Consider the following 16,931-nt stretch of genomic DNA (forward strand, 5'->3'; position numbering starts at 1 on the left):
CCATTTCCTAGTCACCACATTCTCTTACTAACACTTTTAAGTTCTTATTTCCGGAAACTGCTTCTTCCAACATTACACTTACACCTATCAATTCATCTAAATCAGGCTCTCCTGCATCTATCCAACAAGTCAGCCAAAAATCACCTACCATTTTAATAGAAGTGCGCATTTGATGTTCTACTTGTCCTTGTAGTAGATCATGATACGCTCTTGCATAAGCTTCAGAATAAACTTTTTTAAGACTGGCACCTCTTTTTTCATAACTAAACTTATGCAATGTGTTAAAATTCTGAGATAATTCTTTCTCTAACTTCAACAAGTTGGGTACTGTAGCATGCGCTTGTATAATTGCTTTCCAGGCCCTTTGTTGAGGATCTTTAACATAAGTAGCGTTACCTAGGAAAAAGTTATATTCCTCTTTAAATAATTCTGGCAACCGAGTTTCCCATAATCCATGAATACCATCCTGTCCTGTTAGCTGACCATTATAATTTTGAGTAGTATGCAGAGGCACATTAGCATCAGCAATATAATGCCCTATATCGGACGAGAGTTTTAAAATTTGTGCAATATCTTTATTACGAAAAGCGTTAGTAAGTCTATGCTGCATATGTTGGATATGCCAAGGCACTATACCATGTGCCAACAAAGTGTCTTGTGAATATTTATGAGTTGCTTGGGCCCAATCCTTAGGTAATTTATCAAGTGCATTATCTCCATAATAGTCTAAATCTATATAATGCCTACTAGCTTCTCCCTCTAGTACATAACGTCTTTTATCTGGATTTACAGCATTCTCAGTAATATAGCCCAAATAATATTTGTAAAAAGTAAACATAGCAGGCGGTAATGTAAAAACTGCACACCTATTGATGTGTTTATGTGCTGCAAACCCCCAAGCCGATACCTCAAAACTAACCCAAGTTAATAGCCAACAAAGTCCAATAAATTTACTTTTCATTTTAGTACAATTAACAAAGGCTTATTATTAATAAAATCTAGGTAAATAACTTTATTAGATATAAATGTACATCTATATTTTATTTATGAAAATAAAAAACTATTTTTCATAAAAGCACCTCTATACCGTGGACTTATACTGTTGAATATTATATTAATAGAGAGATTAAAATATAACCAATTCAATACTTTTATAGAAAATACTTAATTTAATTAGCTTGAAATCAGCTATATTCAAACTTATATTCTAAATCATGCCTAAATTTCATATAAGGTATAAAATATCTGGAGCAAGATTATTAATTGCCATAATACTTTGTATAAGCTATCAGACATTAATTGCGCGGACTACATCCAAGCAATATCGCAATAATTACACACAACAAGAACCTTGGTATTTACATCCGCTTTCCATACAGATAAGCCCTCATCTAGGGTTGATGATGCCAATCCATTTACTAGATATAGCTACTAGTAAACCTGTAAATGCTTTCTTATTAACTATAGGAGGCAGAGCAGACATCAGCCTCCTTTATCCTAAAAGATGGATTTGGGAACATTTTAATTGTTATCCTAAGATAGGACTCATTATAAAATATGATTATATACCTAATACAAATGCTGATCAAAAAGGACATATAGTAGGTAGCGTCTTATACTTAGAGCCCAATTATAAACATTTAAGTGGTTGGGAGGTATTACCCAGATTAGGTATAGGTATTGCATACGTCAATATTCCGGGAATCTTTATCTCCACTAAACAAAATAAAGATGAAGAAGATAGCAATAATAGTACGGACACACCTGACATAGACGCATTTAGAAAGGAGGCAAGTCTTAACCTAATATTTGATATATTACTAAGGTATAGATTAACTCCAAATTGGCATCTCCATTTTAGCATTGGTGCTGATATTTTACCTCAGCTTAAGAATTCTAATGCTGAAGACGACCCTAATGCTGCCAAAATAAAAAGATCTATTGAAATATATACAGCTAGCTTAGGTTGTAGTTATACCTTTAATCCTAGTAAATACAATCCCACTAGAAAGCTAGGATATAGAAAAAGCAGAATAGACTTAGCATATCTTAGTGCATTTAGAAAAGCTAAGGACTTTACTAATCAAACTACTCCAGACAATACACAGCAAGATGATACAGATAAGAACGATAATAAATTTTATTATATTGGAGGCTTGCATGTACAATGGAGCATACAACTGCTAGATAACCATGCGCTTGTAATAGCAAGTGAATGGATTAAAGACTTTGCATTAACAAAAGAATTAGAGCAAAGTATTAGAAAAAACAATTTACAAGCGAGTGCTATGCTTGGCCATGAATTTTTGTGGGGCAAACTTATATTTGGGCAATACGCAGGTATGTATCTATTGGATAATGCACCTCGAGACGCCAGTAAACGCTTCGGAAACTTAAATAATTTATTATATGCTCGTTTAGGAATCAGCTATAAAATTACAAACTATTTACATATAGGTACCAACTTAAAGATATCTTTATTTCCATCTAGCCCAGAGAAGAGACCTCTATCTGTAGAATATACCCGTATGGAATATTTGGATTTTAGGATAACATATAGCTTTTAGTTTAGTAACTTTAAACTTACATGATAGAAACTTTTTTTTAAGCACGCCAAAGCTTAACTTCGTAAAAAGTTATATTTATAGTACAGACAACCAACTATATAGTTAAAAAAGATGGCGAACCACCAATCAGCACGCAAAAGAATAAGGGCTAATGAGGCTAAACACCTACATAATAGATATCAATTAAAAACCTGTAGGACAGCCATTAAACAGCTTAAGCAAGTTAAAGATAAAGAACAAGCAGTAACACTTTTTAAAACTGTTGTTGCCATGCTTGATAAATCTGCTAAACGACATATTATTCATAAGAATAAGGCTGCTAATACTAAGTCTAAGCTAGCGCAACATATTAATCGTCTATAAGCAATAGCAGTAAAGACAAATTAAAGGGCCTTACAGAATAAACTGTGAGGCTTTTCTATTTATAGGTTATAGTTAATATGACTTTATTTGCATAAATGCCGTGGAAAACAACAACTCTAACTTACCAAGCCAAAACACAGAAGCATCTTATTTAAAGATACAAGATTGGGCTAAGGAAGATCGTCCTAGAGAAAAATTAATACAAAAAGGGCCCAGTGTACTAAGCGAAGCAGAGTTGATTGGAATTTTGCTTGGCTCAGGCACCAAAAATCTAAGTGCTGTAGGCTTGGCTCAAGCTATTTTAAAACACCATAATTATGATTTAAATGAGCTTGCTAAACGATCTGTAAAAGAACTCCAAAAATTTAAAGGTATAGGAGAAGCAAAAGCTGTATCTATTGTAAGTGCTATGGAGCTAGGTAGAAGGAGAAAGGCCAAAGAAAAGTTACAAAAACCACGGATCACCAGCTCGTTGGAAGCTTATGAGCTCATGAGAATGGAACTATCAGATAAGGTCATAGAAGAGTTCTGGATTGTAACCCTTACACGTGCTAACTACGTTATTAAAAAGCATTTAATAAGTAGTGGGGGTACTGCACAGCTAGCAGTAGATCCTAAAGTTATTTTTAAGACAGCAATAGACCATCATGCTGCCAGCATAATCTTGGTACATAATCATCCTTCTAATAATCCTAAGCCAAGTGAATTAGACATACAATTAACAGAGCGCCTTGTAAAAGGAGGAAAGATCTTAGATATACCTATTTTAGACCATATCATTTTTACAGAGGACACCTATTTTAGCTTTGCAGACGAGCATGTGGTGATATAATAATACTGTCGTAAGCTAGCTAGATTAGATATAAAACATTTTCTTTACAAGAAATCGCTATATACTGTATAGTAACCTTAAAGCAATATGAAAATTTCTATTAATTGGCTAAAAGAATATATTAACTTTTCAGAAACTCCCGAAGAAATTTCCAATCTACTTACTAAAGGTGGTTTAGAAGTAACCCATATAGAGTCTTTTAAACCCATTAAAACTGACCTAAGTACTATGCTAATTGGGCAGATTGTAGCTTGTACAAAACACCCTAATGCAGACAAGCTGCATTGTACACAGATAGATATTGGTACAGGCAAACCTTTATCGATTGTTTGTGGAGCGCCCAACGTGGAGATAGGTAAAAAGGTAGCAGTAGCTCCAGTTGGTACTACCTTATATACCCACACTGGTGAATGCATTAAAATTAAATCTGCTAAAATCAGAGGAGAAATATCTGAAGGCATGCTTTGTGCAGAAGATGAAATGGGCTTAGGGCCAAGCCATGAAAAAATATTATGGTTAGACACTCATTTATCACCAGGCACATCACTTAGTGATTATTTTAATTTATCAACAGATAAAATACTCACTATAGAACTTACACCCAACAGAATAGATGCTTGTTCTTACATAGGTGTTGCTAGAGATTTACGTGCTTTATTAAATAAACCGATACAATATCCTGCTACACTAACAATACAGCCACAAGATGACAAGCAACTATTACCTATTAAAATAAGTGTTGAGGACGCTATAGCCTGTCCTAGGTATGCAGGTATTGTTATAAAGGGAGTTCAGGTTCAAGACTCTCCTCAATGGGTTCAAGCTAAACTTAAGTCAATAGGCTTATCATCTATCAACAATATAGTTGATATAACTAACCTAGTAATGTATGAGTTAGGGCAGCCCCTTCATGCATTTGATTATGATAAGCTAAAAGGCAAGGAGATTCATGTAAGATTAGCAACAAAAGGAGAAAGAATAGTTACATTAGATAATGTAGATAGAGAGCTTACTGGAGGGGAAATTGTAATAGCAGATCAGCAAAATAACATAGCATTAGCAGGTATATTAGGAGGCATATCCACCAGCATACAATCAGAGACAAGCAATATTTTTCTAGAGAGTGCTTATTTCTTTCCTGCGACTATTAGGAGTGCTGCCAAGCATCATAAAATACAAACTGACGCAGCATTTCGTTATGAGAGAGGGATAGATCCTAATGTAGCTGTTACTGCTTTAAGACGAGCAGGCTTACTTATACAAGAAATAGCTAGTGGTAAAATAGCTTCAGAACTAATAGATATATATCCTCATCCAATCAAGCCTTCACATATTGAAGTATTTTATACTAATATTCAAAAGCTAATTGGAGAAGCTCTCCCTAAAACAACCATTCATCACATACTTCAGAATCTCGATATAGAAATAACAATCAACAATCAAACTAGCTTTATAGCCATAGTACCACCCTACCGTGTAGATGTAACTCGAGAAGTAGATGTTATAGAAGAAATTTTACGTATTTATGGATATGATAATATCCAGCTACCAGCACGAATGAGCAGTACATTTCTAGCACCAACCAAGCCCCCACTACCTTATCAGTTAGAACGAACACTAGCTCCTATTTTAACAGCCAACGGCTATCAAGAAATATGTACTAATTCACTGAGCTTTGTACATGATGGGAAAATAGCTGATAATAGAACAGAAAAAACAAAGGTAAAGCTTTTAAATCCACTGAGCGATAAGCTAAACATATTAAGAGACAACCTTGTATTATCTGGATTAGAAGTGATAGCACACAATATAAACAGAAAATTGGTTGATCTTAAACTTTTCGAATTTGGGAAAACCTATCATCAAGAAGATGGCAAATATATAGAAAGAAACAAACTTGGAATCTGGCTTACTGGAAAGATAGAAGCGCTTAACTGGATTAGGCAACCTAAAGACGTAACCTTCCAAGATCTAAATACTATTATTCATCTATTACTAGCTAAGTGGGGAGTAAACACATTTGATCAAAAACCATTTAGCAATACTATTTATAAAGCTGGGGTAGAACTTATTTACCAAGGCATTTCTTTTGCTATAATGGGCCAAGTTAGCAAACAATATCTCCAGATGGCAGACGCTAACCAGCCAGTATTTTTCGCTGAGGTAGATATAGACCAGCTGAGCCTATACCCTACTCAAAAGTTACATTACAAGCCTATTTCTAAATTTCCATTGGTAAAAAGAGATCTCTCTTTAGTAATAGATGAACATATTTTATTGGAGGATATAAAGAATGTATTATCAGAACAAGCAGAACCTCTTATTCAGGATATGTATGTATTTGATATATACCAAGGCACCAACCTCCCAAAAGGGAAAAAAGCTTATGCGTTATCTTTCTCTTTACAGGATAAAGATAAAACTTTAGATGAGAAAACTATTCATCAAGTCATGGCACGATTAATGAATGATTTTCAACAGAAGCTGGGTGCTATTGTTAGAGAATAAAAGAAATCTATGGAGCAACTCCATGCAGCTATACAACAGTTAGAAACTAAGCTTATCCAACTAAAAGAAAGGTATGCTCAACAAAAACTATTAATAGAGCAATTACAGCAAGAGAATGAGCAGCTACGTAGTACCATTGCTTTACAGAAGCAGCAACATCCACTTATTCACAAAAAAGGAAAAACAAAGGATACCTTACAACAACTCACACAAGTAGAGAATGGGGATATAAAAAAGCTGCTAGAACATTATATAAAACAGATAAGCGAGTGTATAGATTTTCTAGACAAACTTAACTAATGGAGTATGGAAGAACTTGCTATTAAAATTAGAATTTACGATAGACAGTATCCTATGAAGGTACACCCTAAAGATGAGGCTTTAGTAAGGAAAGCAGCAGAGCAAATTAATAGCCAGATAAAAGCTTACAGGGATAAATTCGGCATAACAGATATACAAGATCTGTTAGCTATGGTGGCTTTTGATTGCTTAGTAGATAGCCAAAAGGTAAAAAAGTCAAAAACAGAAGATCAACAAGCTATATCTAAAAGAATCAGTGCTATGCTACAACTGATCGACAGTACTATGTAAGCATACCTCCGTCTACCTGAATAACCTGGCCAGTTATGTAGCTAGCTGCATCAGAAGCTAAAAACAAAGCACACTTAGCCACATCTTCTGTAGTCCCCATTCTCCTTAAAGGAATATGTTTAACCCACTCTGCAACAGTAGCTTCTGGTAGCTCTTCTGTCATAGCTGTTTGTATAAAGCCAGGGGCAATAGCATTACAACGAATATTTCTTGATCCTAGCTCTAAAGCAATGGATTTAGTAAAACCAATCATACCTGCTTTAGAAGCAGCATAGTTTGCCTGCCCTGCATTACCCTTAATACCTACCACAGAACTAATGTTAATGATAGATCCAGAGCGCTGACTAATCATAGGCTTTGCAGCTGCTTTTACTGTATTAAAGGCAGATTTTAGATTGACTTGTATTACATCATCCCAATCTTGCTCACCCATGCGTAATAGTAAATTGTCTCTAGTTATTCCTGCATTGTTTACCAGTATATCCAACCCGCCAAATTCTTTTATAATTTCTTGCACTAGGTCATTAACTGCAGTAAAATTGGATGCATCAGATCGGTAGGCACAAACTTTTACACCAAAACTTTTTAATTCATCTACTACAGCTTGAGCTTGCTCTTCACTGGAAAGATGGGTAAATACAATATTGGCTCCTTGCTCTGCAAATGCATGAGCAATTGATTTTCCGATTCCTCGAGAAGCTCCTGTAATAAGCGCTGTTTTACCTATAAATTGTTTCATTATTTTCTAGTTTTAATACAAAAATCTGTGGTATTCTGTTGACTTCCTAGCACATTTATCAAGAATACAACTGGCTTCTAAAGCAACAAAAGTAGGAAAAAACTATTATAATTAACAGATAAAACACTAACTCTATCGGACATAAATCTCTTTGTAGAATTTGTTATCGTCACTGTTGGCATATTACCTTACGCTACATCCTACTACCCTTTTATTCATTTACTATTGTATAGGCTATATTTAAACTTGTATACTTCACTGTACATAATTATTCTTCTTGGTCTAGTAGCTATCTAAGAGCATCCGCTACCTTTTTAATTAAGTTCCCAACTCTGCTTAGTTTATGGATACATAGAAGTTTATAGAAAGGGAATACAGTTTTGACATTATTATGTCTACTTAATATACAAAATACAAAAAGCATGTTTGATATACTATTATTTATCAACAATAATCCGCATATTTGCGGTCACTTTAAAAAATCTAGTAGATTTTACATTAATAAACTATATGTACCTAACAAAAAAGACTTCCAATAAATATACCTATATCTCTTTGATAAAAATAATGGGATTAATTGTAGGGTTTAATATAGCTGCTTGTAATTGCAGACAAGCGGAAGCGGGAATAGATACAAATCAGGCTGGTAGCTTAACAATGACCATAAGCGATACCAAGCTAATGGGAAGTTCACAAACAACTGAAGTGTTCTTTAACCTTTCAGATAACACCAAAGAAGCACTATTAGAAAACTTTAAATTGCAAACTTCCGTTTTAAAAGAAAAAGGTGGCACAGGCAGCAAAATAAAGTATAATACCTATGTAGATGGAAAGCCTGCCCCCAAAAAAGATACATTTGTAGACAAAAAACTTATACACTTTACAAAAGATGAAAAATTAGTTCCTGGAGATGCTCCCCTAAAAGTAGGTTTTAAGATAAAGCCAGGAGAGGGTGTTACCAACTTAGTAGTTAAATTTACACTTTTAGATGCAGCAAATCAACCAATCGGCAATAGTATAAAAGTAACCTGGAAAGAAGAAAAGCAACCTATAAAACTAGCATTGGAAAGAATGAGTCCTGAGCATATACAAGGTGCTAATAAGGCCATCCAGCTCAAAATTTCTAATTTGGGAACACAGCAACCAGAAGCCAATCAACTTAAGTTAAAAGCAATTAGAACAACAGGCACATCTGCTGTTATTAATGGCGCTATTCTTACAACCAATACCAACGAATACGAGATAGCCTTAGGCAAGCTAATTGATAATAAAAGTACCATTCAAGGGTTAAATATAATTCCAAATGAAGATACAAAGGCCGAATATACCTTACAGTTACTATACAAAGGTGAGCTCATAGGCAATGAAATAAAGGCAAGTTGGGAAAAAGGTATTGAGCTAACTTTGAGTGGTATAGAACATGACAAAGCTACCCAGTCAATTATCTATACAGTGGCTAATACAGGTTCAATAGTGGCAAGTAACTTAAAGATTCAGTATAGCAGTAAAACAGCAGGTATCAAGCTAGATGGTAATACTATAGGAAGCACACCAAGAATAAAAAGTCTGTACAATTTAAACCCAGGTGCCATATTAGAGAATCAAGTTCTAGGAAAACTGGATTTTAATGGTAATAAGAGTGCTGATTTTGAATTTAAAATAACCTGTGAAGAAGGCTTTACTATAACACAGAGCCATACCTTTTATGATGAAGATATTGATTTATATATTGACAAGTTAGTTTATGACCAAGCCAACGGATTAATTATTTATAATGTAAAAAATAAAGGCACTCGTAAAACCACTAATAAAGTTAAATTAAAATATAGTAATGTAAGTGAGGATGATAATCTAGACGGCCAAACTGCTTTGTTGGAAAACAGCCTTTCAGCTACAATAGATTTAGGAGAGATACCTGGAAACAATGGAGAAACAGGGGATAGGAAACTGGCTATAGACTTCAAATATGCTGACGAATCATCTTTTAAATTTGAATTAATTTATAACGATAATATTATCACACATGAAACAAAAGTAAAAAATTTCAAAGCAAAACCTGTGCAACTAAGCATAGTTCCTTTAACACCTTTAAGGCTAATGGGATCACAACAAGAAATAAAATGTAAAATAGAACTTGGGGCAGACAGCCGACCATTAGACCATATAGACACCAGTAAATTAAGCCTATCTATAACTAATCTGTCAAGAAATAGCGCTTACCTTGCATTAACTTCAGGAAAAGAATCTATAGATAAATTGGCTGGTGAAGACCTTGGTGCTTTAGGTAATGAAGTCACGTTACATATTAATTCAAATGGAAGTAGAGGAGCGCAATTTAATTTTGATATTGAGTACAAAGGAAAATCCCTCACTACTAATCCTCTTAGCATAAGCTGGGAAGAAGCCACCTTAGAAATTATAGAACTAAATGATTTTATAAACAATGATATAGCTACTTTTAAGTTAAAGAATTTAAATCCGCTCGACTCTATAGATACTGAAAGTATTCATATAGAACTATTGAGCAGTAATAACGCTGAGTTTACACTGCTAGATGCAGGTAATACTACAATAGGAAAAACCCCTAATTTACATCAACTAGTGGCTCATCTTAACTTATTACAGCCAGCTAAAGCAACAGAGCCCATTAGCTTTCAACTAGCTAATACCAATGGAGAAAAAGAAGCTACTATTACGCTTATTGTAAAACGGGGTACGAATGAATTAGCTAGAAAAGATGTATTATGGAAAAAGGAAGAGAACCTCATCAAACTTAACTTTGAAAAACTTAGTTTCACAAATGAAGAGGTTATTGGAATTACATTGTTGAATGCAGGCCCTACATTAGATGCAAATACAACAAGAATCCAGCTCACAAATGATAAAAATATTCAATTTAAGTTAAATGGTAGTATAGAAAATAGGATTGATACAACCTTAAAGGAGTTTATAGATGAAGATAACTTTATAAAAGGAGAAACTACAAAGATTTCTTTACAAATAGCTCATGTAGGCAATGAGTATTCTGCTACGTTTACGCTAAAAATATTAGATAACAATAATGAAATAATAGGTGGCAATGAGTTAACGTGGACTAACTTCCAAAAACTAATAGATACAGAAGAAGATCTAGATAGGATAGAAACAATTATTGTGGAAATTAGAACGATTCAAGAACATATTGAGACTCTTGAAAAAGGAAAACAACTAAATTTAAAGATTTGGGAAGAAAATGCAGAGAAAATTATAGATAAGCAGCTCGAGCTTAGAAACACCCTCGAAAATAGATTTGAGAATATTGGTAGTATTGATAATCCAAGCAGAGACACACAAACAGAGAAACTAAGAAATATTCAGGAATCAAATAAAGATATTGAAGAATATATTTTAAATTCCTTAAACTATGCTAGTGCAAATGTGGAGTATTTTGCTCAAAAAATTAAAGATATAAAAGAAGGATCTAAAACTAATGGCCTTATGGGAGTAGTTTCATTAAATGCAGATAGGACTTCTATAAAGGCTTGGGCTATGACACTTTTAAAACTAGAGGACAAATTTGGTGTTTCTACAAATACAGAAACAATAACTCAAAAAGCCATTAAAGCTTATGAAAGTATAAAAGAAGTTATGGACACGCCTATAAAAGTAAACAGAGAGTCAAATGAAACTAATACAAACATTTCCCAAATCGAATTAGATAAGATTTTTGCTTCTCCTAAAATAGAAACGCCTAGACGTATGCAGAAATTTTTTCATAAAAAAAATAATTCTAATGAGAATCCGAAAGCAAGACGAAAATTGGGAATTTGATGAGTAGTTATGGGAGATAAGCAAATAGATATACTTTTAAGCATATGATTGCTTGATTTATAATTACTTTAAATCCTATTCTAAAGTAATTTATTGATAGATAGAAAGAAGAAAATTAATATTTATTTAATCTAAGACCTTACTTTATATAGTTATATATAAATAATATTTATAATAGTTATTTTTTACTTCGCTTATTAAATATTAACTTTATAGGCGTTAAAAGAATTTTATAGCTCAATTTATAACTCATGTACGCAATTGTAGAGATAGCTGGTAAACAGTTTAAAGTAACTAAGGATTTATACATATATACTCCCAAGATGGATCAGGAAGCAGGTTCTTCTGTTTCTTTTGATAAGATCTTACTTTTACAAAACGATCAAGACATACAAGTAGGTGATCCTACTGTAGCAGGTGCTAAAATAGAAGGTAAGGTTATCGAGCATGTAAAGGGCGATAAAATTATTGTTTTTAAAAGAAAAAGAAGAAAAGGTTATAAAACCAAACAAGGACACCGACAAGGTTATACGAAAGTTTTAATTCAAAATATCTTAAGATAATTAGACAATGGCACACAAAAAAGGAGGGGGAAGTACCCGCAATGGTAGAGATTCGGCTAGTAAACGTTTAGGTATTAAGAAATTTGGAGGGGAGCATGTATTAGCAGGAAATATCCTTGTAAGACAAAGAGGTACCCAGCATAATCCTGGCAAAAATGTAGGACTCGGTAAAGATCATACATTATATGCATTACTTGAGGGAACTGTCCTCTTTAAAAAAGGGACTAAAGGAAAATCTTATGTATCGGTAGAACCGGCAAAAGATAACTAAGTAACTTATTATCTATATACTTTAAATCTTTTTAATTAAAAAGATTACATAAAAATCTGTTGAATAACTTACCATGGCTGTAAAAATAAGATTAGCAAAAAAAGGACGTAAGAAATTAGCACTATATGATATTGTGGTGGCTGACCAAAGAGCACCTAGAGATGGGCGTTTCATAGAAAAATTAGGCAATTACAATCCTAATACAAACCCTAGTACCGTTGTACTACATGAAGATAAAGTAATTCAGTGGTTATTTAATGGTGCGCAGCCCACCAATACTGTTAAGAATATTTTATCCTCTCAAGGTATCTTACTAAAAAGACATCTTCAAATAGGTGTGAAAAAAGGTGCTATTACACAAGAGGAAGCAGACAAAAGATTCCTTGTTTGGAAAGAGTCTAAAACACAAAAACCAGGCAAGTTCAAAGCCTAGCTACTGCTAGCAAGCAAGGCAGAATAAATACACCTAGCTTTTATAGGCCGCGGTAAATTTATCCATTTACTGCGGTTTCCCTTTCTTAACTCCCTTCTAAAAGTAAAAGTACATAGTAGTAAGTGGGTAAGCCTATTGATGTATAATAGCTATCCTCAGTTACAAGAAGTGGCCGATCTAGCATAAACCATGTCTTATAAAAATTGTATAATTAAGGACCCACAAATAGGAGGGGCAAAAGGAGGCATTATATTTAATCTAACAAGACTTACAAAATAGCTATCCTCTTCTAATAATATAAATCTCCTGCCCCAGTTTATTTTATTATAAAATATCCCCCTCACTACTTAATTAGCTTTGCTTTATATGTTCTTTTTAGCGAAGTTTAAATAATAAAATTCTTATATATCCGCATCCTCAAAAAACTTTGTATAAAAACCCATTCTATATAACTGTAAATAGGGTTATGCAAAAGGTCTAATAAAATCCACATCAAGAAAGCGGGGATATCTTGTAGTTTAACCTTTATTTTTATATAATGGTTATTTCTTCTAAAATTTCCACCTAATATGCGGATATTGTTCCAAGAGTAATTGCTGCGTAGCCTTTTCTATTTTATTGTATTGTAAATCAAGGGTATGCATACACGTAGCTGGTAAAGCTTTAGCGAGTTCTATAGCTCCTAAACCTCCTATTTGATTACTTCTTAAATGAAGGGTATGCACTTGTGTTGCTGGTAAGGCTTTAGCAAGTTCACTGGCTCCTGCATCTCCTATTCGATTGACACTTAAATGAAGAGTATGAACCTTGGTGCTCGGTAAAGTTTTAGCAAGTTCTCGAGCTCCTGCGTCTCCTATTTGATTACCTTCTAAATGAAGAGTATGCACTTGTGTTGCTGGTAAGGCTTTAGCAAGTTCACCAGATCCTGCAGCTCCTATTTGATTCCAACCTAAATGGAGGGTATGCACTTGTGTTGCTGGTAAGGCTTTAGCGAGTTCACCAGATCCTGCAGCTCCTATCTCATTATTGTTTAAATCAAGGGTATATATGTGTGTAGCTGGTAAACAAGGCCAAAATATTTGAGGTAAATTCTCTACATACCCCATTAAGTGATAAAAGGCAAAGCTTGGAATGGTTGCAGAGGTTAATGTGCTTAATTTTTTACTGCTAAAATCTATTTCCTTTTTTGATGCCCAACCGCTAGTATTAATAATATGCTGTGGCTTATTCTCAATTCCGATTATACCTGCTACCCTAAAGCCTGTGATAAGCTGGTTCCAATCACTGTTAACTGACCTGACTGCTAATACCCTCAAAGTTTAAATAAGAAAAAATCTCTTGCCATAACTCTGGCATAATCATAGGCAGTGTGTATTACTTTCTTGTTCCTGCCCATGGTTGCCTCTTATTGTGGATACTTGTCCTTCTATCGCTAGTAGTTGTTCTCTTTGCTCTTGAATAGGTAAATTGGTTGACCCACCACAGCTTTGTAAGAATAAGCTTATAAGTAAAAAACGTACTATAAGTTGCGAAGAATTACTTTTCATGATTTAGAAATTAATAAGGAACCTATAATAATATGTAGTTGCTTTCTTCGCAAGAATACTCTACTCTTTAAACCATATTTAAAAATTAATTTTATAGGTAAAAAGCTCAACAGGGAAAGCAGAAAGTAATAATAATGAGGAGTAAAAGATTTCTCATGTATTAACTAATTGTTAAGATTATAAGACCTTATTTTATAAGACGAGAATATTAGACAATTTTTATAGCCTTTTCACAGCTTTTACTTGTAGAATATCCTATCTCTTAAAATCTTCCTTTTTTGAGAGTTATAAGCTTCGGGATTACGATCTTTTTTAAATGTTATCACAGCAACAATTCTATTAAATATAGTTAGGCTTATTGTTTTAAAACTTCCACTTAATATGAGGATATTGTTCGACAAGTAATTGTTTTGTAGCATTGCCTATTTGATTAGCGCTTAAACCAAGCGTATGTACCTGTGTCCCTTGTAGCGCTTTAGCTAATCCTATTGCCCCTTCGTTACCTATTGCATTAGCCATTAAATCAAGCGTATGCACCTGTGTCCCTTGTAGCGCTTTAGCTAATCCTATTGCCCCTTCGTTACCTATTTCATTAATCATTAAATTAAGCGTATGCACCTGCGTCCCTTGTAACGCTTTAGCTAATCCTATCGCCCCTTCATTATCTATTTTACTATGACTTAAATCAAGTTTATGCACCTGCGTCCCTTGTAACGCTTTAGCTAATCCTATCGCCCCTTCATTATCTATTTGATTATGACTTAAATCAAGTTTATGCACCTGCGTCCCTTGTAACGCTTTAGCTAATCCTATCGCCCCTTCATTATCTATTTGATTATGACTTAAATCAAGTGTATATACCTGAGCCCCTTGTAACGCTTTAGCTAATCCTATCGCCCCTTCATTACCTATTTGATTATGACTTAAATAAAGTGTATGTACCTGAGTCCCTTGTAGTGCATTAGCTAATTCTATTACCCCTTCTGCTCCTATTTGATTATCGCTTAAACTAAGCGTATGTACCTGAGCCCCTTGTAACGCTTTAGCTACTTCTATCGCCCCTTCATTATCTATTTGATTACGTCTTAAATAAAGCGTATGCACCTGTGTCCCTTGTAGCGCTTTAGCTAATTCTATCGCACCTTCATTACCTATTTGATTTCCCATTAAATTAAGCGTATGCACCTGCGTCCCTTGTAACGCTTTAGCTACTTCTATCGCCCCTTCTGCTCCTATTTGATTATTACTTAAATCAAGTTTATGCACCTGCGTCCCTTGTAACGCTTTAGCTACTTCTATCGCCCCTTCTGCTCCTATTTGATTATAGACCAAATCAAGTGTATGCACCTGCGTTCCTTGTAGCGCTTTAGCTACTTCTATCGCCCCTTCTGCTCCTATTTCGTTAAACCTTAAATTAAGCGTATGCACCTGCGTCCCTTGTAGCGCTCTAGCTAATTCTATTGCCCTTTTTGCTCCTGCTTTATTTCTTAACTCAAGCGTATGTATATCCGTATCTTTTAAATGTGGGTAAAAGGCTACTGGTAAATCCGTAACATGTCTCATTAAACAATAAAAAGGAAAGCTAGGTATGGTTTGGGGTGTAAGTTTGACTAGTTTATCACTACGAAAATGTATAATTTTGTCTATTGCACAACGGTATCCATGTGCTATAGGCTTAAGCTTATTTTTTAGCCCAATCATACCTATGCTCCTATCTCCTGTAATAAGCTCATAAAAAAGGTGATTAACTAATCTAGCAGAGAATATATCTTCTAACGGTACATGTGATAAGATTCTGCCCCATATTTCTATAGGAATCTCTCGTTCTTGCGCCTCCTGACCAATATTAGATAGCTTTATCTTTTTTAATAACATCGTGGCACCTCTATAATCTTGGACCACGGCTTTATGCAAACATATTAGTGTTTCCTGATATGACTTTTGTGCTAGCTGGAGCTGCGCTTCTACATTTCCATTTATAGCTGCTGTTAACAAAGCTTGATAACTTCCCGTATTACTATCTGCCTGAAGTGTAGCTTCCTCTTGATATCCTCTTCTTGGCTTAAATATTACAGATGTTTGTTTTTGTATTTTCCCGTCTGTTTTTACCTCCTCTTCCCTTTTTCCTTTATGTTCTCTTTCTTCTTCTGTTGTTTGCTCCTCTGTTTCCTCATCTTCATAATCTTCTTCTTCGTCTGGATTGCTCTGTTGCTTAACAATAATATTTCCACCTCCCATCAATCCTGCATTCTTATAGATAATTACTTTAGCAGGCTGACCCACTTGCCCTGATTGGAAATGGATGCGGCGGAGTTGTGCTTGTTTATTTAACCGAGATAAATTCATACATTCTGCTTCTTTTTCTAATAATACTTCTGCTCCCACGTGGAATTTACTAAACCCTTTTGGTGCATTTATCTTTACATTTGCTTTTACCTTACCTGCTTCTTTATAAAAAGTAACAATATGCTCTCCTTGGGCTATAAGTTCTTGACCTATTAAAGACTCAATGTTGATTTGTGGTATTAATTCTTGTACATCAGTTCGTATAGGTGCTGTTTGTTCCTTTCGAATTGGAATAAGTGGATTATTGAGACCACAGCAGCTTTGTAAAAATAAGCTTACAAATAAAACATAGTTTATATATTGCTGGGCTACTGAATAAGCTTTTTTCATAAATTAAAGGTTAATGAGAAGTGTATATTAA

The 16,931-nt window shown here is 34.3% G+C and carries 15 protein-coding genes; 10 read left to right on the forward strand and 5 right to left on the reverse strand.

The genetic code is table 11. The annotated features are described in order from the left end of the window. Positions 1-7: 7 nt before the first annotated feature. Complete coding sequence (locus tag AASI_RS00485; protein WP_012472316.1) at positions 8-961, reverse strand: zinc dependent phospholipase C family protein; 954 nt, start codon at positions 959-961, stop codon at positions 8-10. 253 nt (positions 962-1,214) lie between these two features. Between AASI_RS00485 and AASI_RS00490 the strand changes: the two genes are divergently transcribed. The 6 genes from AASI_RS00490 (at position 1,215) to AASI_RS00515 (ending at position 6,861) form a co-directional block, all read left to right on the forward strand. Continuing rightward, positions 1,215-2,567 carry a hypothetical protein gene (locus AASI_RS00490; RefSeq protein WP_012472317.1) on the forward strand — a complete coding sequence of 451 codons (1,353 nt, stop codon included), beginning with the start codon at positions 1,215-1,217 and terminating at the stop codon, positions 2,565-2,567. A gap of 111 nt (positions 2,568-2,678) precedes the next feature. Beyond that, positions 2,679-2,930, forward strand: a complete 252-nt coding sequence (gene rpsT, locus AASI_RS00495) for a 30S ribosomal protein S20 (protein ID WP_012472318.1) — start codon at positions 2,679-2,681, stop codon at positions 2,928-2,930. Positions 2,931-3,030: 100 nt separating this feature from the next. Then, positions 3,031-3,762 carry a RadC family protein gene (radC, locus tag AASI_RS00500; RefSeq protein WP_012472319.1) on the forward strand — a complete coding sequence of 244 codons (732 nt, stop codon included), beginning with the start codon at positions 3,031-3,033 and terminating at the stop codon, positions 3,760-3,762. Between the two features lie 87 nt (positions 3,763-3,849). Continuing rightward, positions 3,850-6,270 (forward strand): phenylalanine--tRNA ligase subunit beta, encoded by a 2,421-nt coding sequence (gene pheT, locus AASI_RS00505; protein WP_012472320.1) that lies wholly within the window; start codon positions 3,850-3,852, stop codon positions 6,268-6,270. Between the two features lie 9 nt (positions 6,271-6,279). Next, positions 6,280-6,570 (forward strand): hypothetical protein, encoded by a 291-nt coding sequence (locus AASI_RS00510; protein WP_012472321.1) that lies wholly within the window; start codon positions 6,280-6,282, stop codon positions 6,568-6,570. Between the two features lie 6 nt (positions 6,571-6,576). After that, the gene (locus AASI_RS00515; protein WP_012472322.1) at positions 6,577-6,861 is read left to right on the forward strand and encodes a cell division protein ZapA; all 285 of its coding nucleotides are present in this window, start codon (positions 6,577-6,579) and stop codon (positions 6,859-6,861) included. Here the strand turns inward: AASI_RS00515 and fabG are convergent. Next, positions 6,854-7,600: a 3-oxoacyl-[acyl-carrier-protein] reductase gene (gene fabG, locus AASI_RS00520; protein ID WP_012472323.1), complete on the reverse strand. Its 747-nt coding sequence runs from the start codon at positions 7,598-7,600 to the stop codon at positions 6,854-6,856. The two genes, AASI_RS00515 and fabG, sit on opposite strands and share 8 nt — an antisense overlap. A 510-nt stretch (positions 7,601-8,110) precedes the next feature. Between fabG and AASI_RS00525 the strand changes: the two genes are divergently transcribed. The 4 genes from AASI_RS00525 to rpsP all read left to right on the forward strand — a co-directional run bounded on the left by AASI_RS00525 (position 8,111) and on the right by rpsP (position 12,677). Continuing rightward, positions 8,111-11,410: a hypothetical protein gene (locus tag AASI_RS00525; RefSeq protein ID WP_148204904.1), complete on the forward strand. Its 3,300-nt coding sequence runs from the start codon at positions 8,111-8,113 to the stop codon at positions 11,408-11,410. 251 nt (positions 11,411-11,661) lie between these two features. After that, positions 11,662-11,973, forward strand: coding sequence for a 50S ribosomal protein L21 (gene rplU / locus AASI_RS00530; RefSeq protein ID WP_012472325.1), 312 nt, complete (start codon positions 11,662-11,664; stop codon positions 11,971-11,973). Positions 11,974-11,980: 7 nt separating this feature from the next. Then, entirely contained in the window at positions 11,981-12,244 is a 264-nt protein-coding gene (gene rpmA, locus AASI_RS00535; RefSeq protein WP_012472326.1) for a 50S ribosomal protein L27, read from the forward strand. 73 nt (positions 12,245-12,317) lie between these two features. Next, positions 12,318-12,677 (forward strand): 30S ribosomal protein S16, encoded by a 360-nt coding sequence (gene rpsP / locus AASI_RS00540; protein WP_012472327.1) that lies wholly within the window; start codon positions 12,318-12,320, stop codon positions 12,675-12,677. A gap of 551 nt (positions 12,678-13,228) precedes the next feature. Here the strand turns inward: rpsP and AASI_RS00545 are convergent. From AASI_RS00545 to AASI_RS00555, 3 genes are all read right to left on the reverse strand, one after another. Beyond that, entirely contained in the window at positions 13,229-13,993 is a 765-nt protein-coding gene (locus AASI_RS00545; protein WP_012472328.1) for a leucine-rich repeat domain-containing protein, read from the reverse strand. Positions 13,994-14,035: 42 nt separating this feature from the next. Further along, a complete protein-coding gene (locus AASI_RS00550) occupies positions 14,036-14,224 on the reverse strand; it encodes a hypothetical protein (RefSeq protein WP_012472329.1) in 189 nt (62 codons plus the stop codon). Between the two features lie 363 nt (positions 14,225-14,587). Beyond that, a complete protein-coding gene (locus tag AASI_RS00555; RefSeq protein WP_012472330.1) occupies positions 14,588-16,900 on the reverse strand; it encodes an F-box protein in 2,313 nt (770 codons plus the stop codon). Between the last annotated feature and the right edge of the window lie 31 nt (positions 16,901-16,931).

The organism is Candidatus Amoebophilus asiaticus 5a2 (genome assembly GCF_000020565.1).
Taxonomy (GTDB): Bacteria; Bacteroidota; Bacteroidia; order Cytophagales; family Amoebophilaceae; genus Amoebophilus; species Amoebophilus asiaticus.